The following is a 22184-nucleotide window of genomic DNA, read 5'->3' as shown; positions in this document are numbered from 1 at the left end:
TGATCTGCGTGCTCACTCCTGTATTCCAAGAATAGCCTTCGCCAACTCAATCATCCTTGGCTCCCCCGTGTATTTTCCTTTTTCATCAGATAGTTTTACCGTCGGTTCCCACTCCATGTTTTCGGGTTTGGCTTCAATTAGTTTCATTACAATATTCATTGGTTTAACACCAACATCGTTCGTAAGATTGGTACCGATGCCAAAGGAAACGCCAATTTTGTTTTTGCAGTACTCCGCAATCACGGCGACTTTTTCGTAATTCAATGAATCGGAGAAAATGATCGTTTTGTAAAGCGGGTTGATTCCAAGGCCTTTGTAATGAGCAATCGTTTTTTCGGCAAACTCGATAGGATCGCCGCTATCGTGGCGCACGCCATCAAAAAGTTTGGAGAATTTTTTATCAAACTGTGCAAAGAAAACATCCGTTGTATAAGTGTCGCTAAGCGCAATGCCCAAGTCGCCGCGATAAACGTCCACCCAATGCTCCAGACTCATTGTATTCGCCATTTTAAAGCCATACCGGGCTGCATGAAACATAAACCATTCATGTGCATGGGTTCCGATAGGCCTGGTGTTGTGAAGCATTGCAAAGTGTACATTGCTCGTGCCCACAAAGCTTTTTCCTCCAAACCGGCTGAGAGATTCAATTACCTTTTGCTGCACGTGGTAAGAGTATCTGCGGCGGGTGCCAAAGTCTGCCACAGTAACACCCAGATCATTGTATTTTTCAAACTTATCTTTATTAATGGCAACAATCTCATCATCTGAAACAGGAGGCTGGTCGATCAGGCGATAGTACCATTCGCTAATTAAAAAAAGCAATGGCACTTCCCAAAGAATGGTGCGGTACCAATACCCGCTCACGCTAACACTTAAATCCGCGCCGGATTGTTCTATAGTTACCTCAGAAGGATCGTAACGATAACCCTGCAAAAAGTCAAGATAAGTAGGATCAAGATATGGACAGTTTTTTCGCAGGAATTCCTTCTCTTCATTCGACAAACGCAAGCCCGACATTGAGTCCACAGTGCGGCGCAGATTTTCAGCAAATCCTTCTGGAAACGCATGCCCGCCTCGATTTATAAATTGATAACGGGCCTGCGCACCCGGGAAAAGTTTTACCACCGCATACTGCATGGTAAACTTGTAAAAATCATTGTCGAGTATAGATAACAGTGAGACACTATTGTTCGTAATCATAATTTAATAAGGTTAAGATAGCCAGGGTGCGGTGACATTCACAATAAAACAGGGCTAAGGTAATTGGGTAAACTTTGAAAACCGGAGCTTAAAAATAATAAATGGAACAAAGGAATTGCGCAATGACTATATTCAATTTGCACATTGAAAATCGCAATTCATCAGGCAAAAACATATTATATAATATTTTATTATTATATAACAATGGGTTAGGAGGGGTGTGTTTGCAATTCCATAATATAAAAATTAACCGTTATGCATTTGGTTTATTGATTTTTGTTGCTATTTTTATCAAACAATTCAGTTGATCAATATCAACTTTTCTAACTGATCGTATATTCAACCCTCCGAAAATCAGGTGTTACAATATTGCGATTGTCTTCCCAAATATCCTGCGATAAATGCCTGATTAATTCAATCATTCATTCTAAGTAAGTAAGTTCTTCCAAAACCTATTCTCGTTTTTTATTCATCAATCCAAATACCCTGATGTGAGCCTATACGAACTCCATTGCTGCCTCATGAAAAATTGAGTTTTTTCAAACTTAATTATTCAACAATGAAAAGAACAATTTTAGCGGTTGATGGAAGCAAAGCGATCAGGTTCCTCCTACAAAATGTGTTTGAAAGAAAATACAAAGTTGTAACCGCATCCGACGCTGCTTCTGCTATGTACTGGTTATCCAGAAATGAACTACCTGATGCGATCATTGCTGATCCACAATTACCTGATACAGAAAATTGGGAATTGCTGGAGCATTTAAAAAGTAGTGGTCTTTATAGCGAGATACCTTTAATTGTATTATCCTCTTTGAATAAAGCCGTAATTGCTGCCAAATGTGATGAGCTGGGCGTGGCACAACATTTTTCACAACCATTCAATCCAGTTGATCTGGTGAATTGTGTAGACAAAATGTTTACCGGGATTATTAAGTCGACGACTAAGCTCAAAGCAGTTTAAGTTCAACACAGAAACATCATTAAATTATTAAACTCTTACCTGTATGGAACTTGCAATTTTACCAAGCATTTCAGCACCGGCATTAGAAACAACATTTATTAAACCTGCAACCGTAGAACCAGCAGCTTCAATAAGTTTAGATTCATTGCCTCCCAAAGAGTTTTTTTACCTCGGTAAAAAAACTGCAAAGATCGACAGGATGATTACTCTGTTCGAAGGTGGTTACGCAGCAGAGACTGTTGACAATGCAATTTCCATTCTTACAAGGATCATTACAAAAGGTGGAAACCTGCCAGGAGTCTTTATTGCAGACGGTTCAAACAACCTTGCAGCAATAAACAAACTTGCCAACTTTGTTGGTGGTCATGAGATTCTTGCAAATGTGCCTTTGGTTCTCGAATCTTCCGACATCGACGAAGAGCAAATGACGCAATACAAAAACTGCAGGTTCATTGATGACATCATCTCAATTGATGATGTTGCGGAAAAATTTACACAACGTGTTGTTTTTCTGAGAAAAATCAAAAACAAAAAACACCACGCTACTTTTCAAAAAAGCATTCAAACAAAAACTCCTAAAAAAGTTGATTACAATTATATTTTGAAAAGGAGTTTGGATATTTCAGTAGCAGCAACATCACTTGTATTATTAAGTCCGATTTTTTTGTTGATCTCAATTGCGATCAAACTTGAATCTCGCGGACCTGTGTTCTACATATCTAAAAGAGCAGGCAGGGGTTACAGGATCTTCAACTTTTACAAATTCCGCACAATGGAATTGAACGCGGATAAGAAAGTTAATGAACTTAAAGGGCTCAATCAATATAATGTGTCAGACACCGGCGGCCCTGTATTTTTCAAAGTAAGCAACGATCCGCGTATTTCTAAATTCGGATCATTTCTGAGAAACTCAAGCCTTGATGAATTGCCACAACTTATAAATGTGTTGATTGGCGATATGTCACTTGTGGGAAACAGGCCTTTGCCATTGTATGAAGCTGCAACGCTTACAACAGATGAGTGGGCTCCGCGTTTTCTTGCTCCTGCCGGCATGACTGGTTTGTGGCAAATTAAGAAAAGGGGACATGGAGATATGTCTGCTGAAGAGCGGATTAGTCTTGACATTTGCTATGCAGATAAACATAGTTTCATGTACGATTTGTGGATCATGGCAAACACACCGACAGCGGTGTTCCAAAAGTCGAACGTTTGATGATCGATAGTCGTAAATGGTGAATGGTCAATCGTGAATGTTAGAACCTTCGGGTGTTTTATTCACGATTGACCATTCACCATTCACGATATACTAAAACTATAACAGCTTACAATTTCACTTGTGCAAAAAGAACCTCTTGTTTCCATAATAACGCTAAACTATAACACGTTAGCGGTAACCTGTGAGTTCCTGGAATCCACACGCCACCTGACTTATAGTAACTACGAAATTCTGGTGTGCGACATGGGCTCTAAGGAAGATCCCACAGAAGTTATAATCTCAAAGAATTATCCCAACACAAGAGTTTTGGCAAACAAACAAAACCTCGGTTTTGCCGGCGGTAACAACTGGGGCATGTCCTATGCCAAAGGCGATTTTATTTTCATTGTAAATAATGATACTGAGTTGCCGCCCAATCTTCTTGAACTATTATTGGAGCCATTTCGCAAAGACGCAACGATTGGTTTTGTGTGTCCTAAAATAAAATTTTATTTCGCTCCTAATGTTATACAGTATGCGGGATTCAATCCAATGAATCCGTATACGGGCCGCACTACAGAAGTGGGCAACAAAGAAGAAGATCGCGGACAATACGACGTTTCCGGTTATACCAATGGCGCCCACGGTTGTGCAATGATGGTAAAAAGGGAAGTAGCGGAAAAAGTAGGTAAGTTCCCCGAAAAGTTCTTCCTTTATTACGAAGAATGGGACTGGTCGGCCCGGATACTGAAGGCCGGCTACAAAATATGGTACAATGCGGAAGCGGTAGTATATCACAAAGAATCGATGAGTGTGGGAAAACAAAATCCGATGAAGGTTTACTATCACACACGCAACCGTATTTTGTATATGAGGCGCAATGCTAATAAATTTCAGCTTTTGTCCTTCTATATGTTTTTTATGTTTTTAACCGTGCCGAAATCATTGCTCGGGTATATTAAAAACAGGCAGTTCGAACATTTGAAATTCTTTTTAAAAGGCATAGCCTGGAATTTTTATTCTTCCAGCTATTCACCTATTTGAGTGGAGTTTTAAATAATAAGTTTTAAGTTATAAGTACGACTCAAAACTTACTACTTACAACTTATAACTTACAACTAACAACCAAATGCTACAAACAATACTTAATATAATCTTCGCAGTATTCTTCCTCTACCTCACCGCAAGTACCTTGTACTTGCTCATGTTGTCAATTGCGGCAAGGTTCCGCAAAAAAGTGAATTATGGCGTAGTGGAAGAAAAGAAAAAGATCGCAGTGTTTATACCATCTTACAAAGAAGATGGAATTATTGTGGATACAGCATTACAAGCCAGCAGACATTTTTATCCGTCAGATAAGTTTACCGTTATTGTTATTGCAGATAAATTACAACCGGAAACTGTTGCCAAACTAAAAGCCATTCCCGTTGAAGTTGTAGAAGTTGCATTTGATGTGAGCATGAAATCAAAATCGCTGAATACTGCGCTCAATAAATTTGCGAACAAAGGTTTCGATATAGGAATGATATTGGATGCAGACAATGTGATGGGAACTGATTGCCTTGAGAAAGTAAATGCTGCATTTCACAAAGGCTATGAAGTGGTGCAGTGCCATCGTACTGCAAAGAATCAGCAAACGCCGGTTGCGTTGCTGGATGCGATCAGCGAAGAGATCAACAATCATATTTTCCGCCAGGGTCAAAGAGCGATGGGGCTTCCGTCTTCATTGATCGGATCGGGAATTGCTTTTGATTATTCCCTGCTTCACTACATTTTTAATTTACCTGAAATACAAAATAATCCCGGGGAAGACAGAGAGATTGATGTGCAGCTGGTGATTAAAAAAATGGATGTTGAATATATTGAAGATGCTTACGTATATGATGAAAAAGTTGCCAGTGCTGCAGTTTTCGAAAGGCAACGTGTTAGATGGCTCGAGGCACAGGTAACACATATCAAAGGTTTTTTGCAGCCAAAACTTACTTCACAAAGAAGTAGCCGGATTTTTCTGCATAAATTTTTTCAGTGCTTTTTGTTGCCGCGATTGCTGTACATAGCGTTGTTCGGCTGCATGCTGACGTTATTACTGGTGCAATATCTTTTTTCAGCATCTTTCATTTATCCATCTGCGGAAATTTGGATTGTACTTACAGTTTTGTATTTTGCTACACTATTGCTATCAGTACCAGGTCGTTTTTACACAATGACCACCTTTAAAGCTATATTACACATTCCTTTATTGGCTGTATCAATGATTAAAGCGATGTTGAAAATCAAAACCAACAGACGCTATTTCATACATACTCCAAAGACCTTTTCCTCAAAGTAAGTTTAAGTAATGAGTCATGAGTTTTGAGTTTTAAGTCATAAGTGGGGACTTTATGAAACTAACACTTAGAACTTAAAACCTACAACTTATAACTTGTCCAAAATTTCAGGCTCGCCGAGTCTTTTGGCATTATTTTTAGTGCTAGATAAGATTTTTGCCTTCCAATGAGAGAATTGTAGAATAAACCTGTTCCTCTGTTTCATACCGTAGTACCTCCGAAAACAAAACTGACAAACTCCAATTGCCTTTGGTGTTCCAATTTTATTATGCTTAAAACTCCTTAACATGAGGTCGATTCTGCTCATCGTCTTGATGACTGCCTATTCTTTTTTTGCAGGTGCGCAAACGCTTACGTCACATAACATAACGTCGGCGGGGCACCCAAATATTGGATTTTATGACTTTAAACCGGCGGACTACACAACCAATCCGGCGCAAAAATTTCCGCTTATTATTCCACTGCACGGGCTGGGAGAAAAGGGAGATGGTACCACGCAGTTGAATCTTGTATTTACATCAGGCATTGGTTACCAGGTAAAAAATGGTGCCAGCATGCGTTTTAATTATCCCAACGGAGTAAAGGGCTCTTTCCTGGTATTGCTTCCGCAGCTGAGTTCCTCATATGGCGACTGGCAACCTTTCTATATAGATGAAATGATAAAGTGGGCAAAGGCAAATCTTAACGTTGATACCAATAAGGTTTATATAACCGGCTACAGTCTTGGCGGCGGCGGTACATGGGTGTATCCCGCTTCTTCAGTGCTGGCCGCATCGCAGGTCACGGCAGTGATCCCGGTGTCCGGTACAGGGTTGTCGCAAGGTAATGCATGTAATATCGCGCAGGGAGGAACCGCTGTGTGGGCGATACACACCACCGATGATAACCAGGTGTCTGTCTACAGCACGATGGGAGTGGTGAATGCAGTTTTAGGCTGCGGACCCAAAAATCCTGTGTTTGGCTGGTATCCCGTGGGTAACCACCAGATATACGACGGAAAGATCTATCCCGATACTGCAAACAGATATTCATACCCCACGATCTATCAGTACATGCTGGGCATGAATAAAAAGAACACGCCGCAAACTAATTTGTCACCGGTCGCAAATGTGGGCGCCACGGATACGACAGTGGTTGTGAACTCCAGCATGATGTTTTACCAAAAGAGAATAACTGCTGAGCTTTCAACCGATCCCAATGATGTGATCTTTCATTACAACTGGCAGATTACTTCAAATAATTTATCCAAAGTATGGCCCTTTGGTGGTTACCAGCAGGTGGACACTTCCACAGCATGGCCGGCACACGACCTCGACTATAAAAACTGGAGCTGGCCGTGGCAGGATCTTGAGTTTCATGCGTTGGGCGATTATACCTTCAAACTAACGGTTACGGATACATACGGAGCCACGAGCACGCAAACAAAGACAATTCATATTACCAACAACGGACAAAATACTGCGCCGGTCGTAAATCTTGGACCTGATCTGACACTGGCTTCCGGAGTGACCACCGCATCTTTCACGGGAACCCAGGTCTTCGACTGGGAGGCTCAGGCGATGACTTACAAAGTAACACAGGAAGCCGGTCCGGTTAACGCAACGCTGAGTGCCAACAACTGGTACCAGTTTAATGTGAGCGGTCTGACTGCTCCGGGAACTTACACTTTCAAAGTGGCTGCAACAGATGCGGGTGGGGCAACAGGTGTTGACTATGTAAATGTGGTAGTGCCGGGCGGAGCAAACAATCCGCCGGTGGCGAAAATTTCTGCGCCAAGCAGTGTCATATTACCCGTTGCCAGTGTAACACTTGATGGCAGCGGATCTACAGACAGCGACGGATCTATCAGCGCCTATCTGTGGTCACAAACCGCAGGACCAAATACTGCTAACATTGTTACGCCTTCTGCAAAAACAACTGTGATTAATGGTTTGGTTGCAGGCACCTATACTTTCCAGTTGAAGGTCACAGATAACCTTGGTGCAGCAGGTTTTACATCAGCGACCGTAACAGTTAGCGCCGGAGCAAATGTGCCACCAACGGCCAAAATAACTGGTCCAACTTCCATTACTTTACCAACAAATTCGGTAACATTTGATGGCAGTACTTCTACAGATAGCGATGGAAGTATCGCGACATATAACTGGTATGAAGGTTACGGTCCAAACTCTGCAACTATTGCGACGCCAACAGCCAAGTCAACTACTGTCAGCGGCTTGGTCGCAGGTACATACCAGTTCATATTGGCGGTTACAGACAATCAATCGGCGAGAGACACCGAATTTGTTATCCTAACTGTTAACCCCGCTGTTTCAAACAACAAGCCTCCTGTTGCAAATGCAGGAAATGATTTCACAACATCAAATAGTTACGCATATTTAAGTGCAGGTGGGTCTTACGATCCTGACGGCAGCATTGCCGGTTATAACTGGACGCAAGTCAGCGGACCAAATACAGCAACAATTTTGTCTGGCAATTCTATGTTCCCAACAGTGCAGGGATTGGTTTCCGGTTCGTATGTTTTCAGAGTAACTGTAACAGATAATCAAGGTGCAACTGCATCTGATGATGTACAGTTAACGGTGGGTGGAAACAAGCCGCCGGTTGCCAATGCGGGTGCTGACTTCACGGTAAATGCAGCGACCACTGCGAGCCTGAGTGCAAGCGGATCATCCGATCCTGATGGTACCATTGCGTCTTACAGCTGGACACAAGTAAGCGGTCCAAATACGGCAACTATAGCTTCTGCTAATACTGTTTCACCAACAGCACAAGGTTTGATAGTAGGTGTGTACGTTTTCAGAGTGACAGTAACTGATAATCTTGGCGCAAGTGCAACAGACGATGTTCAAGTGACCGTTGCGAATAATTCAAACAACAAAGCACCGATAGCCAACGCAGGCAACGATTTCTCAACAACAAGTTCTTACGCATATTTGAGCGCAGGCGGATCTTACGATCCCGATGGCAGCATCGCCGGCTACAACTGGATACAGGTGAGTGGACCAAATACCGCCCAGATATTGTCCGGCAATACCATGTTCCCGACCGTACAGGGATTGGTTAATGGTAATTATGTGTTCAGGGTAACTGTAACGGATAATATGGGCGCAACCGCATCTGACGATGTACAACTAACAGTAGGTAGCGGTACCAACAAACCTCCTGTAGCTAATGCGGGTGCTGACTTTACCGTGAACGCTACGACTACCGCTAGCCTGAGTGCAAGTGGTTCATCTGACCCTGACGGTAGCATTGCGTCTTACAGCTGGACGCAGGTGAGCGGACCAAACACCGCAACCATCGCTTCAGCGAATACAGTATCGCCAACAGCTCAGGGTTTAATTGTAGGTGTGTATGTGTTCAGAGTAACTGTAACAGATAACTTGGGCGCAACAGCTACAGACGATGTCCAGGTGACTGTTACCAATAATTCGAATAACAAACCTCCGGTTGCCAATGCAGGTAATGATTTCAGCACTTCAAATAATTACGCTTATTTAAGTGCCGGCGCGTCATACGATCCTGATGGAAGCATCGCCGCATTCCAGTGGGCGCAAGTGAGCGGACCAAATGCCGCTACCATTTTGTCTGGCAATACTATGTTCCCAACTGTTCAGGGCCTGGTTTCAGGTACTTATGTGTTCCGCGTAACAGTAACGGACAATTTAGGAGCAATTGATACAGATCATGTTTCAATGACTGTTACAAACCTTGTTGCCGGTGCAATGATCACGCAATCTGTTGTAACAGCCAGAGACTCAGTAGCTGTGCAAATAAGCATTTATCCGAATCCTGCTACAACGCAGATTACTGTGTCAAGTACAAACAACTTTGCAGGTAACTATAAAGTTATCGTGTACGATGCGGTAGGTAAAATAGAAGCTCAATACAGCTTTGTAAAACCTGCAGCAGGCTTGGTAAAACAACAATTGGATATTTCAAGATTGGCTGTTGGCTTGCATTACGTAGAAACAATTTACGAAGGCAATCAGCATTCAACAATTCAGAAATTTATGAAACAATAGAAGATAATGGTTGTTAGTTATTAGTTGATAGTTTAGAAGGAAAGATTGTTTAATTTGCCTAACAACTAACAACTCAACTTAATTCCGATACGCTTAGAATGGAACAACATTTTAAGCGTATTTGTTTTTTTGGTAACCTTATCAACGACCTTAAAATCTGTTTATGAAGTCAGCTCTATTTACTTTAGTACTTATCGTAACCTTTAGTGTTGCCCATTCGCAACTCGTTTCTCATTATATCCCCAAGACGGCGGATCCTAAGGACGTTACGCCAGGAATAGGGTTTTATTCCTATACGCCGCCGGACTACAACACGAATCCTTCTACTAAATTTCCCCTCATTATTGCATTGGGCGGTAACGGAGAAAAAGGAAATGGTACAACTCAACTCGGTAATGTGTTGATATCCGGTATTGGTTACCAGATTAATACCAATCATGCCACCATGCAATTCAGCTATCCCAATGGAGTGCATGGATCCTTTGTAGTATTACTTCCACAGCTTGATCTTGGGTATCTGGACTGGGTGCCGAATTATGTGGGCAAAATGGTGGCATGGGCTAAAGGCAATTTAAACATCGATCCCAACAGAATTTTTGTGACAGGTTATAGCCTCGGCGGAGGCGGAGCAATTATATACGCTTCTCAAAATGTGGATTCGGCAAGAAACCTGGCCGGAATAATTCCAATATCTGGATCGGGCATACCTCCTTACATGGAGCCGTTGGATACCTGCAATATCGGCGCGGGAAGAACCGCAGTATGGGCCATTCACACAAGCGATGATGACCAGATACCCACTTCCGTTACCCGTAATATTGTAAATGGAATCAACACCTGTAGTCCTTTGCCATTGGATCCTGTAGTTGGTTACTACCCAATAGGGAACCACCAGATATACGACCAGAAGATTTATCCGGATACGGCAAATAAATATTTGTATCCGAATGTTTACCAATGGATGCTTGGTGTAAACAGGCAGAACACGTACCAAAATAATCTGCCGCCCGTGGCAAATGTTGGATCAACAGACACAACGGTGGTGGTTAATTCCGGTATGAGATTTTTCCCAAAGACCATTACCGGGGTGCTCTCAACTGATCCGAATGACCTGGTGACGAGTTATAAGTGGCAGATAATTTCAGATAATAGAGATAACGTTTGGCCGCTCAACGGGTATCAGAAAGTAGATACATTTACAACACAGCGAATGGATCTCGATTACAGGAACTGGACATGGCCGTGGCAGGATCTGGAATTTCATGCACTGGGAACTTATGTATTCAGATTAACAGTTACTGATATGTTCGGGGCTACTTCTTTCGTAGATAAAAACATCCACATAACTGATAATGGCGTAAATGTTGCGCCATATATATCCCTTCCGGCCAACATCAACATACCTGCAAACGCACCAGGGAACACTGTCATTAATGTCGCTGCAACGGTGTTTGATTGGGAAGGCCTTGATCATTATTCATTCACACAGATTTCCGGACCGGCAACCGCAACTATTGCCCAAAATAACTGGTATCAATCGGATCTAACGGGATTTACTGCGCCGGGTTCATATGTCTTTGAGGTTACGGCGTTCGACGCGGGAGGGCTTTCAAGCAAAGCCAGCATAACGATTACCAAAATACAACCGTTGCCTGTTACTTATTTGTATTTCAATGGTACAAACAGCGACGGGAAAAATATCCTTAAATGGGCAACCAGCAAAGAGCTTAACAACGATCATTTTGATGTGTTAAAGAGCGATGACGGAATTGATTTCTCGCCTGTTGTCACCATTCCCGCATCTACGGCAGCTACAGAAACAAGGCAATATTCATTTACCGATATCAATCCATTTCCCGGTAATAACTACTACAGGCTTGCCCAGTACGATATAGATGGAACGAAGAAACTGTCTGATATCATAAACATCAGGAATGCAGGGAATACAGCGATAGCCACATATCCAAATCCAATAAAGGATCAATTGTATTTCACTGTAAAAAGCAGCGATATTAAAGGTATTGTAAAAGCACGTGTATTGGATGCCTCCGGAAAAGTGGTGAAGCAAATGAGCTTTGACAAAACAGGCAGCATTTCCAATCAATCCATTCAACTGCCCGGTTTGCAACCAGGTATTTATGTACTGGAGTTGAGCCAGGATAATGGCTGGCAATCGGTTCACAGATTTGTGAAATAACCATTGATATAAGTAAGATTAAACGCCTGCAACATTAAATGCTGCAGGCGTTTTGCTTTAAAAAAACAATTGTTTTTGGAAACTATTTTCCCACTTTATAAACAATATCCCGCAACACGATGTTCTTATCTCTTCACCCCATGGATAGACTTGAAAAGTAATCTGCAAAAATACCGGTTGTTTTCAACCGGCGCCTTTTCAGTCTTGCAGTTCTTAACGATACTTTATTTATCTGACCCCATAAATACCATTGGCTTTGGCAAAGCATCTGCTGGTAGCAAACTAATTTTTTCATAAAAAATTAAATGGACTGTTATGAAAAGAGTGCTATTACTTTTAACCTTGTTCTCGTCCTTTTTATCCTTCGGGCAGTTAACCCAACAGCATTTAACTGCCGCAAATGGAACCGCCATCGGCTTTTATAGGTTCCTTCCTGCAGGCTATGACCCCGCAAAAAAGTATCCGCTCATTGTGTTCCTGCACGGTGCAGGAGAAGTGGGAAATGGCACCAGTGATTTGGGCAAAGTATTGAATCAGGGCATTCCGCGACTGCTCAGAGCGGGAGCAACCATGACCTTTACAGTAAACGGTGTAACGAGCAGCTTTATAGTGCTGGCTCCCCAACTGGCTTCCAATTATGGTAACTGGCAGGATTTCTATACAGACGAAATGATGAAGTATGCCAAGAATAATTTAAGTGTTGACGTTAACCGGATATATCTTACCGGTCTTAGCCTCGGTGGCGGAGGAACCTGGCGATGGTCCAGTAGTGATACTACCCATGCGGCACAATTGGCTGGTATCGGACCTATCTGCGGAACTGGTGAAACTCAACAGTATTTTTGCTGGGTAGCATACGACAGAGTGGCCTGCTGGGCATTTCACAATATGGACGATGGTACGGTGTCCGTAGGTAATACACAATACGCTCAAATGACGCTTGATAACTGCGACCCTAATCATAACGAGCCGCGTCAGTTCACTTATTATCCAAATGGCGGCCATAATGCGTGGGACAAAGGGTATGACACCGGCCATGGCATTCAGAACCCTAACCTTTATGAATGGTTCCTGATGCACCCGAAACAAGGAGCCGAACCACAGCTTCCTGTTGCTGAGGCTGGACCGGATGTTATTCTGAATTATCCTAGAAATTCAACCGTGCTCGATGGCCGCGCATCTTATGATCCTAATGGTGGAACAATTGTTTCATACAGGTGGAGCGCACAGGAAAAGGCACTAAGAGGAGCCATTGAGAATCCTAACAGTGCAGTAACAGTGTACAGCAATCTTACACCGGGACTACACGTTGCAACCTTAGAAGTTACCAACGACAAGGGGCTAAAAGGTTACGATGTTGTAAATATTAGTGTTAAAGGAGACCCTGCACTGGATTCTCCTCCGGTTGCGGTTGCAGAAGCTGATACAACCATTAATGCGCCAAGCGATAGCATTCACCTTAACGGCCAAAAATCATACGATCCTGATAATTTTGTAATTAGTAATTTCCTTTGGCAAAAAGCTTCAGGATCTACCGGCGATGACATCAAAACTCCGGAACTGTATAAGACAACCGTTACGGGCCTCAAACCAGGAACCTATTATTACACTTTGAAGGTAACCGACGTTGCCGGCAAAACAGATATGGACTCAGTACAAGTTATTGTAAATCCACCTCCATCAAATAACAAACCGCCGATTGCAAACGCTGGTAACGACTTTACCACCTCGGATAATTTTGCGTACCTGAGTGCAGGCGCATCATACGACCCTGATGGTAAGATCACCACCTTTTTGTGGTCACAGGTGTCAGGACCAAATACAGCTACTATTCTTGCAGGCAACTCAATGTTCCCGACTGTGCAGAACCTTGTATCAGGAACATATAAGTTCCGCGTGCTGGTAACAGATAATTACGGCGCAACAGATGATGATACAGTCGCTTTGCAAATGCTCGGTGCAAATAGGCCTCCTGTTGCAAATGCAGGTTTAGATCAGACAGTAATAATACCTGCCAACACAGCCGACCTCGACGGTAGCGCCTCCAGCGATCCTGATGGCTCCATTACTATCTATGCATGGACAAAGGTAAGTGGACCTTCAGGCGGTAATATAAGTTCACCGGACAAGGCTAAAACAAAGGTGACCAATCTTGTTGAAGGCACTTACGTATTCCAGTTGATGGTTACCGATAACCAGGGCGCTACAAATACGGCTCAAACGAAAGTAGTAGTGGGTTCTGGAAACAACAAACCGCCTGTTGCAAATGCGGGCAATGACTTTAGTACCAACGATAATTTTGTTTACCTGAGCGCAGGCGCTTCCTACGATCCTGACGGAACAATAGCCGGCTTCCAGTGGTCACAGGTGAGCGGGCCTAACACACCAACTGTTCTTTCCGGCAATACCATGTTCCCAACAGTGCAAGGTCTTGTAGCAGGAACATATGTGTACAAAGTTGTGGTAACAGACGATATGGGCGCAACGGCAAACGACCAGGTTTCATTTACAGTAAACGCCAATAGGGACCCTGTAGCCGTTATTCCGTCTCAAATTATAATTACAATTCCGAATGGCAGATTTGACCTTAACGCCTCACAATCATTCGATCCTGACGGTTCTATCGTATCATTCCATTGGACCGCTACAAAACCAGAACTTGTGAGTTTATCGGCATTTGACAGGGATAAGATCACATTAATAGGCGTGAAAACCGGAGAACTGGATTTGACACTGGTTGTAACTGATAACAGAGGCGGTACAGGCAGTGCAACTGTACACGTGATACTTACAACAGATCAGCTGCCTGTGGCTAAAGCAGGATTTGATTTTGTTACTTCCAACACGTGGGCATACCTGAGTGGCGCAGGTTCTTACGATCTTGATGGTCATATCGTTTCATTCAATTGGATGCAAGCGATCGGACCAAATGTTGCAACTATCAGCGGCGGCAATACTATGTTCCCAACTGTTTCCAACCTTGTACCGGGTATTTACAGATTCAATTTGGTCGTTACAGATGATGCAGGATTCTCATCCAGCGACTATGTTACAGTTACAGCAATACCATCTGTTACTGAAACAGTTATTCCTAATGCGCTGATAGCGGGAACACTTAGAAATGATATCTCTGCAAACGCGGAATCTGCATTGTTGTATCCGAATCCTGTTCAGGGAGCGGCGAAGCTCTCATTGAACAATAGGCTTACCGGTAAAGTGCAAATAGCAATATTTGACGCCACCGGAAAAGTGCAAATGACAGCGAACTCCGACAAACGCACCTCAGACTTCCAGCAACAACTGGATGTTTCCAAACTGCCTCGTGGAGTTTACTACATGCAGATAATGGTGGATGGCAAATCAGCCGGCGCCGTTAAGAAGTTCATTAAACTATAATTGAAGAATTTAATCACTGATAAAGAAAGGGCCGCAAGGCCCTTTTTGCATTTTATCCCCTGCATGTCGCTGACCCTGTTGCTTTTGCGCATATTCGTGGGAGATATATGCTAACGATCGTTAGTTGATGGGCCGAAAAAATTTTACACAACGATCTACCGCTGGAAGCACAGAGATCGCACGTTCTTTACCGTTATGTATTGAAATTTTGCTTAGTTATATATTACAAATATATTTTATTAGATTTTCACAAATTGGTTAGACCCGAATCATATTAATTATAATCTAAATTGGTTCTTGTGCTTTGGTGGTTAGGTGAAGAGAACTAATTTCGCATTCCGAAAAAGATAAATTTCTATTTTTTACCTAATAAGTAAAAAATGATTTTTTTTTGGTATAACGTGAAACCTTTGCCAATCGCAATACTTGTCAGATGGACACCCATTGATGTGCAATTTATTTTTTCGGAGGCCTGAATCAGCTTAATATTAAAAAAATAATTTGACTAACAGGCTCATTTGCAATGGTCTGAAAAGATGCGATGAAGAAAACTGAAATGGGATGGATTTTGGGGTGTAATTAGATATTTTAAAATCTCGTTATACGTTTCGAAAAGCGGAGTCAGAATCTTATGCAGGTATGCACTGCTGGTTGGGGAAGAATCGCATCAACATTGAGATGCGGCTAAATTTCAAATAACATAAAAAACTTATACCGTTATTCTCATTTCATCCATTTTGGTATAGATATTGCTCTTAGAAAACTCCGTGAAACGGAACAATGAATGTTCGACATCATAAGGAAAGAATTTGAGGTTAAGGTACACCGTTAGATATTCAATTGTTGAAACGCATTTTGAAAAGTGGTAAATGCGAGACTCACTCACGTACTGGATTTCTGTTACCCCTACCGAAAGCTTATTCAATTCTTATTTTATGTGAAAGCAGGACGGATGCTACTATTCATCCATGTAAAGTTTTGTATGTACAAAATTGCATGTGGAGTGAAACAGGAGAGGTATGCCCTGTAGTTTAGAAAGTAAATGAAAAATCTGAAAAAAATCTGATTGCAAATGAGATCCTTTTTACTCGGTTTGTTAGTACTGATTAGTGCTTCCTCCTTCGCACAACAAGTTGCGAGATCAATGACGTCCTCCGCTGGTTTATTTGTTGGGTTCTATGACTTTAGGCCACCGGGCTACAATGCATCGAACACTGCCAAAAAATATCCTCTTATTATTTTTCTTCACGGTATTGGTGAACGCGGTAATGGTACAACCGATCTTCCCAATGTATGTGCAAATGGTATACCACGCGATATCTACTGGGGTTCTACAATGACTTTTACAGTTAACGGAACTACAGAAAGTTTTCTCGTGTTGTCTCCACAACTGGATACAAAATATGGAGGCTGGGTTAACGGCTATGTAGATGCGATGCTGGAATATGCAAAGGCAAATCTTAACTACGATCCTGACCGTGTGTATCTTACCGGTTTAAGCGCCGGCGGTGGCGGTACTTGGGATTATGTATCCAGCAAGGCAGGTAATGCAGGCATCTTCGCTGCAATCGCGCCTGTGTGCGGTTCCAGCTATACTGCTTCGGGTATGTGCTACATCGCGCAGGCTCATTTACCTGTATGGGCCTTCCACGCAGTGGATGATGGTACAGTGTCTGTAACCATGACGCAAAATGCAGTCGCACTTATTAATAGTTGTACACCCGCTCCAAATCCTGCACCTATTGTAACTTACTATCCTGCGGGTCTTGGCGGACACGGCATCTGGTATATGAGCTACGATGAAACGCACACATATGCCAATCCAAATCTTTACGAATGGTTCTTATCAAAAAGAAGAAGTACAAATGGTAATGGTGTAAACCAGGCGCCTGTGGTGCAATTGCCAAATGACATTTCTCTTGTACTACCAACAAACTCTACAACCCTCGACGCAAGTAAGTCTTACGATTTCGATGGTACGGTATCTTCATACAGATGGACTCAGGTTTCTGGTCCCGGCACTGCTACAATTTCATCGCCTTCCTCTGCAACCACATCAGTTAGCAATCTCGTAGAAGGAACATATGTGTTCCAGGTAACAATCACAGACGATAAAGGCGCAACCTCAACAGGTCAGTTAAGAGTATTGGAGCAATCAACATACGGTGCAGACATTGCGCCGGTATGTAAAGCCGGAGATGACTTTACGTCTACAAACAGTACTGTATATCTTAGTGGTGCCGGTTCTTATGATCCTGATGGCAGCATTGCATCTTATCAGTGGTCACAAATTGCTGGACCTGTAACAGCAACTATTAAAGATGGAACGACTGCGTTTCCAACTATTAGTAACTTGATTACAGGAAACTACAAATTCAGATTGGTTGTAACAGACAATTTTGGCAAGCCTTCTGATGATACAGTTGCATTCAGCATTTCAACAAATGCTATTGTAAACTTACAGCCCACTGCAAGCATTAGCGGAACAACCAACATTACTTTGCCAACAAACTCTACAACGCTTGATGGTAGTGGCTCTTACGACCCCGATGGCTCTATTGGCAGCTATCAGTGGTCACAGGTTTCTGGTCCTAACACGGCAACAATTAGCGCAGCTGCGGCAAAATCAACTGCAGTAAGCGGACTCGTGGCAGGTACTTACAGCTTCCAGCTGAAAGTAACAGATAACCTTGGCTCAACAGGAACAACTACAGTATCAGTCGTCGTAAACGCAGCCGTTGGAAACAACAAACCGCCAATAGCAAATGCCGGTGCGGATTTCACAACACAATATAAAGACTACGCATACCTGAGCGGTGGTGCATCATACGACCCTGATGGAAGTATTGCAACATGGGCATGGACGCAAGTAAGCGGACCTAATACAGCTGGGATTCTTGGTGGAAATACAATGTTCCCAACGATCAACAACATGGTAGCCGGTACTTATACATTCAGATTAACAGTAACAGATAATCTTGGTGCAAGCGCTTCCGCTAATGTGAATGTATCGCTTGGTTCAAACGGTAAACCTCCAGTTGCCAATGCAGGTAATGATTTCAGCACAACTAACAACTATGCATACCTAAGCGGCGGTGCATCGTACGATCCCGATGGAAGCATCACGGGATGGGCATGGTCACAGGTTGGCGGACCAAACAACGCAACCATACTTGCCGCAAACGGAATGTTCCCAACAGTACAAAACCTGATTTCAGGATCGTATACCTTCCGCGTAACAGTAACGGATAACAGTGGCCTTTCTGCTTCAGACGATGTAGTGTTAACTGTAGGAGCAAAAGTTGCGGGCGTAGCAGGTGGTGTTAGTACAATGGCATTGAGCACTGATGTGAACGCAGGAAGCACGAAAGTGAATGATCTTGCAAAAGAGCCAAGCATTTATCCAAACCCTGCAACAAACCAGATCACCGTTACATTCACAAACGATTTTGTTGGCAACTACAAATTCGTAGTGTATGATGTAAAAGGAAAAATCGTAACTCAATATAACTATTCTAAGCAGGCTGGTCAGGTAAAACAACAACTTGATATTTCCCAACTGCCTGCAGGAATGTATTATTTGGAAACTATTTATGAAGGAAATCAAAAGGCAGTTAGCAAGAAGTTTGTGAAACTGTAGTACTAATTTGAAAATTTGAAGATTTGAAGATTTGAGAATTGTTTCTGTGTGGCTCTCAAAGTAGAATTCAATTACTTCTAATATTTGAGAGTTGTCAATATCCTAACAAAGACCCACGTACAGCATTTTCAAATTTTCAAATTTTCAAATTCTCACATTAATCGTGAAGACCCAATGAACCGTAATTGAAATTAAACCTGGTATTTTTTTCAAAAATCATTGAGTTATGAAAAATATTCTACTCGCTGCGGGATTTTTAGTCTTAACACTGTTCGCTAATGCGCAACAGGTGGCCCGCAGTTTAACTGCAACCAACGGTACGAAAATTGGTTTTTTGGAATATAAACCCGCGGATTATTCTAAAAAAACAAAATATCCTCTCATCATCTTCCTGCACGGAATTGGTGAAAGAGGCAACGGCACTACAGATCTTAATAACGTTACGGCAAATGCGATTCCACGCCTTATCGCCGGCGGTAACACAATGACATTCACCAACCCTAATACAGGGCAGCAGGAAACATTTCTTGTATTATCTCCTCAACTCGACAAGCAGTACGGAAGCTGGGAAAACTTCTATACAGACGAGATGATAAAATATGCCAAATCCAATCTTAGTATAGATAATAACCGCATCTTCCTATGCGGTATCAGTCTTGGTGGCGGTGGTGTTTGGAAATACGCTACTAACTCATTACAAAATGCCAATCAGTTTGCGGGCATCATCCCATGTTGCGGAACCGGTGAAGGAACAGACTTCTGTAATCTTAACCAGGCAAAAACCGCAGTGTGGGCATTCCACGCTATGGATGACGGTACTGTAGGCGTGGGCAATACACAATACGCTCAAATTAAAATAGCTTCATGCAGTCCCAAGCTGGCAGCTAAATTTACATACTATCCCTACGGCGGACATGGTATTTGGGATTGGGCCTTCGATCCCGGCCATAGCATTCAAAATCCTAACGTGTATGAATGGATGCTTACTTTATCCCGCAATGGTGATAATAACGATAACCAGGGCCAGGACAACAACGCCCAGAGCAAACCTTCAATTCCTAATGTAGCACCTGCTGCAAATGCAGGCGGCGATCAGGCAATTACATTACCTGTAAGCAGTGTGACATTAAACGGGACAGGGTCAACTGACAGCGACGGCTCCATTACTAAATATTCATGGACAAAAGTAAGCGGACCTGCTTCAGGCACAATTGCTTCTCCATCTGACGCGACAACAAAAGTTACAGACTTGACCGTAGGTACATATGTGTTCCAATTAACTGTAACTGATGACGACGGCGCAACTTCTTCAGACAATGTTACCATTTCCGTAAATGCTGCTGTAGTAGTTAATCAACCGCCAACAGCAAATGCCGGAACCGCACAAACTATTACATTGCCTGTAAACAGTATAACACTCAATGGCAATGGTTCAAAAGATAACGATGGCACCATTACAACATATGCATGGAGTAAGATAAGCGGACCAGCCGCTACCATTAGTTCTCCATCTGCCATGTCTACACAGATTACAGGTTTGGTTCAGGGTTCCTATGTTTTCCAGCTAACGGTAACAGACAACTCCGGTGCGACTGCTTCAAGCACTGTAGCAATTACCGTAAACCCGGCGCCTAATCAACCACCAACAGCAAATGCCGGAGCCGCACAAACCATTACATTGCCTGCTAACAGTATTACACTTGATGGCAGCGGTTCAAAAGATAATGACGGCACCATTACAACATATGCATGGAGTAAAGTAAGCGGACCTGCCGCTACCATTAGTTCTCCATCCGCAGTGTCTACACAGGTTACGGGCCTGGTTGCCGGATCATACGTTTTCAACCTAACGGTAACTGACAACTCCGGAGCAACTGCTTCGAGCACCGTAGCTGTTACTGTAAATCCGGCTCCGAACCAACCTCCAACAGCAAATGCAGGCAATCCACAGGTTATAACATTGCCAACAAACGCGGTAACCCTTGATGGTAGTGGTTCAAAAGATAATGACGGTACTATTACAACATATGCGTGGAGTAAAGTAAGCGGACCTGCATCAGGTTCAATTGCTTCTCCATCTGCGGTGTCTACACAGGTTACGGGCCTGGTTGCCGGATCATACGTTTTCAACCTAACGGTAACTGACAACTCCGGAGCAACTGCTTCAAGCACTGTAGCGGTTACAGTAAACGCGGCGGCAGTAGTTGCAACTAACAAACCTCCGATTGCACACGCAGGAGATGATTTCGCTACCGCAAATGACTATGCTTATTTGAGTGGCGCCGGCTCCTACGATCTTGATGGAAGCATTGTAACATGGGCATGGCAGCAGCTAAGCGGGCCGAACACAGCAACTTTGCTGTCCGGAAATACGATGTTCCCAACGATTCAAAAATTGGCGGGCGGCACATATACGTTCAGATTAACTGTTACGGATAATCTTGGTGCAACAGCATTTGACGAAGTAAATGTCAAGGTTGTTCCAAACGGTAAACCGCCGGTTGCAAAGGCTGGCAATGATTTTAGCACAACTAACAGCTACGCATACCTGAGTGGTGCTGCATCATACGATCCTGATGGAACCATTACAGCATGGGCATGGTCACAGGTGGGCGGACCTAACAGTGCATCAATACTGGCAGGTAACGGAATGTTCCCAACAATACAAAACCTGGTTGCCGGAACTTACACCTTCCGCCTGAAAGTAACGGACAATGATGGTTTGGCTTCAACCGACGATGTAGTATTAACCGTGAAAACACAGACTGCGCCGTCTATTGTAGCGGGAATGAGCACACAGGCTTTGATCTCTGATGTAAATGCAGGAAGCACTAAGGTCAATGATTTGGCGAAAGAACCAAGCATTTATCCAAACCCTGCAACCAGCCAGATCACTGTTACGTTCAACAATGAATTTGTTGGAAACTACAAGTTCGTTGTGCTTGATGTTAATGGAAAAATTGTGACTCAATATAGTTATTCTAAGCAAGCAGGTCAGGTACAGCAACAAGTGGATATTTCGAAACTGCCAGCAGGAATGTATTATCTGGAAACAATTTATGAAGGAACCCAAAAACCAGTTGTCAAAAAGTTTGTAAAACTGTAAGTAATGTGATAATTTGAAGATGTGAAAATTTGAAAATTGTTTCTGTGTGGCTTTTCGATTTAAGCTTAATCTCTTCGAAATTTTGGAGATTGGTAAAACATCCGAAAGGACTGCATTTAGAACATTTTCAAATT

Annotated in this window: 10 protein-coding genes; 9 read left to right on the top strand and 1 reads right to left on the bottom strand. The window is 42.8% G+C overall.

Annotated features, from left to right (window positions below):
* Positions 1 to 12: 12 nt before the first annotated feature.
* Positions 13 to 1200 (bottom strand): nicotinate phosphoribosyltransferase, encoded by a 1188-nt coding sequence (gene pncB / locus QJ048_RS21080; protein WP_282336411.1) that lies wholly within the window; start codon positions 1198 to 1200, stop codon positions 13 to 15.
* 559 nt (positions 1201 to 1759) lie between these two features.
* On the opposite strand from pncB, the gene QJ048_RS21075 reads away from it, so the two are divergent.
* From QJ048_RS21075 to QJ048_RS21035, 9 genes are all read left to right on the top strand, one after another.
* Complete coding sequence (locus tag QJ048_RS21075; protein ID WP_282336410.1) at positions 1760 to 2161, top strand: response regulator; 402 nt, start codon at positions 1760 to 1762, stop codon at positions 2159 to 2161.
* A gap of 43 nt (positions 2162 to 2204) precedes the next feature.
* Positions 2205 to 3374 carry a sugar transferase gene (locus QJ048_RS21070; protein ID WP_282336409.1) on the top strand — a complete coding sequence of 390 codons (1170 nt, stop codon included), beginning with the start codon at positions 2205 to 2207 and terminating at the stop codon, positions 3372 to 3374.
* A 123-nt stretch (positions 3375 to 3497) separates the two neighbouring features.
* The gene (locus QJ048_RS21065) at positions 3498 to 4400 is read left to right on the top strand and encodes a glycosyltransferase family 2 protein (protein WP_282336407.1); all 903 of its coding nucleotides are present in this window, start codon (positions 3498 to 3500) and stop codon (positions 4398 to 4400) included.
* A gap of 85 nt (positions 4401 to 4485) precedes the next feature.
* Positions 4486 to 5685 carry a glycosyltransferase family 2 protein gene (locus tag QJ048_RS21060; protein WP_282336406.1) on the top strand — a complete coding sequence of 400 codons (1200 nt, stop codon included), beginning with the start codon at positions 4486 to 4488 and terminating at the stop codon, positions 5683 to 5685.
* A 285-nt stretch (positions 5686 to 5970) separates the two neighbouring features.
* Positions 5971 to 9711, top strand: coding sequence for a PKD domain-containing protein (locus QJ048_RS21055; RefSeq protein ID WP_282336405.1), 3741 nt, complete (start codon positions 5971 to 5973; stop codon positions 9709 to 9711).
* Between the two features lie 163 nt (positions 9712 to 9874).
* The gene (locus QJ048_RS21050; RefSeq protein ID WP_282336404.1) at positions 9875 to 11908 is read left to right on the top strand and encodes a PKD domain-containing protein; all 2034 of its coding nucleotides are present in this window, start codon (positions 9875 to 9877) and stop codon (positions 11906 to 11908) included.
* Between the two features lie 315 nt (positions 11909 to 12223).
* The gene (locus QJ048_RS21045; protein WP_282336403.1) at positions 12224 to 15304 is read left to right on the top strand and encodes a PKD domain-containing protein; all 3081 of its coding nucleotides are present in this window, start codon (positions 12224 to 12226) and stop codon (positions 15302 to 15304) included.
* A 1072-nt stretch (positions 15305 to 16376) separates the two neighbouring features.
* The gene (locus QJ048_RS21040) at positions 16377 to 18944 is read left to right on the top strand and encodes a PKD domain-containing protein (RefSeq protein ID WP_282336402.1); all 2568 of its coding nucleotides are present in this window, start codon (positions 16377 to 16379) and stop codon (positions 18942 to 18944) included.
* Positions 18945 to 19170: 226 nt separating this feature from the next.
* Positions 19171 to 22050 (top strand): PKD domain-containing protein, encoded by a 2880-nt coding sequence (locus tag QJ048_RS21035; RefSeq protein WP_282336401.1) that lies wholly within the window; start codon positions 19171 to 19173, stop codon positions 22048 to 22050.
* Positions 22051 to 22184 lie beyond the last annotated feature (134 nt).

It is taken from the genome of Pinibacter soli (genome assembly GCF_029961145.1).
Lineage (GTDB): Bacteria > Bacteroidota > Bacteroidia > Chitinophagales > Chitinophagaceae > Pinibacter > Pinibacter soli.
Note: the sequence above shows the minus strand (reverse complement) of the source record. Positions and strands in the feature narration are given on the sequence as shown.

Coding starts and splice junctions, on each gene's coding strand:
- pncB (WP_282336411.1), bottom strand. CDS start 1,200: ATGATTACGAACAATAGTGTCTCACTGTTATCTATACTCGACAATGAT.
- QJ048_RS21075 (WP_282336410.1), top strand. CDS start 1,760: ATGAAAAGAACAATTTTAGCGGTTGATGGAAGCAAAGCGATCAGGTTC.
- QJ048_RS21070 (WP_282336409.1), top strand. CDS start 2,205: ATGGAACTTGCAATTTTACCAAGCATTTCAGCACCGGCATTAGAAACA.
- QJ048_RS21060 (WP_282336406.1), top strand. CDS start 4,486: ATGCTACAAACAATACTTAATATAATCTTCGCAGTATTCTTCCTCTAC.
- QJ048_RS21055 (WP_282336405.1), top strand. CDS start 5,971: ATGAGGTCGATTCTGCTCATCGTCTTGATGACTGCCTATTCTTTTTTT.
- QJ048_RS21050 (WP_282336404.1), top strand. CDS start 9,875: ATGAAGTCAGCTCTATTTACTTTAGTACTTATCGTAACCTTTAGTGTT.
- QJ048_RS21045 (WP_282336403.1), top strand. CDS start 12,224: ATGAAAAGAGTGCTATTACTTTTAACCTTGTTCTCGTCCTTTTTATCC.
- QJ048_RS21040 (WP_282336402.1), top strand. CDS start 16,377: ATGAGATCCTTTTTACTCGGTTTGTTAGTACTGATTAGTGCTTCCTCC.
- QJ048_RS21035 (WP_282336401.1), top strand. CDS start 19,171: ATGAAAAATATTCTACTCGCTGCGGGATTTTTAGTCTTAACACTGTTC.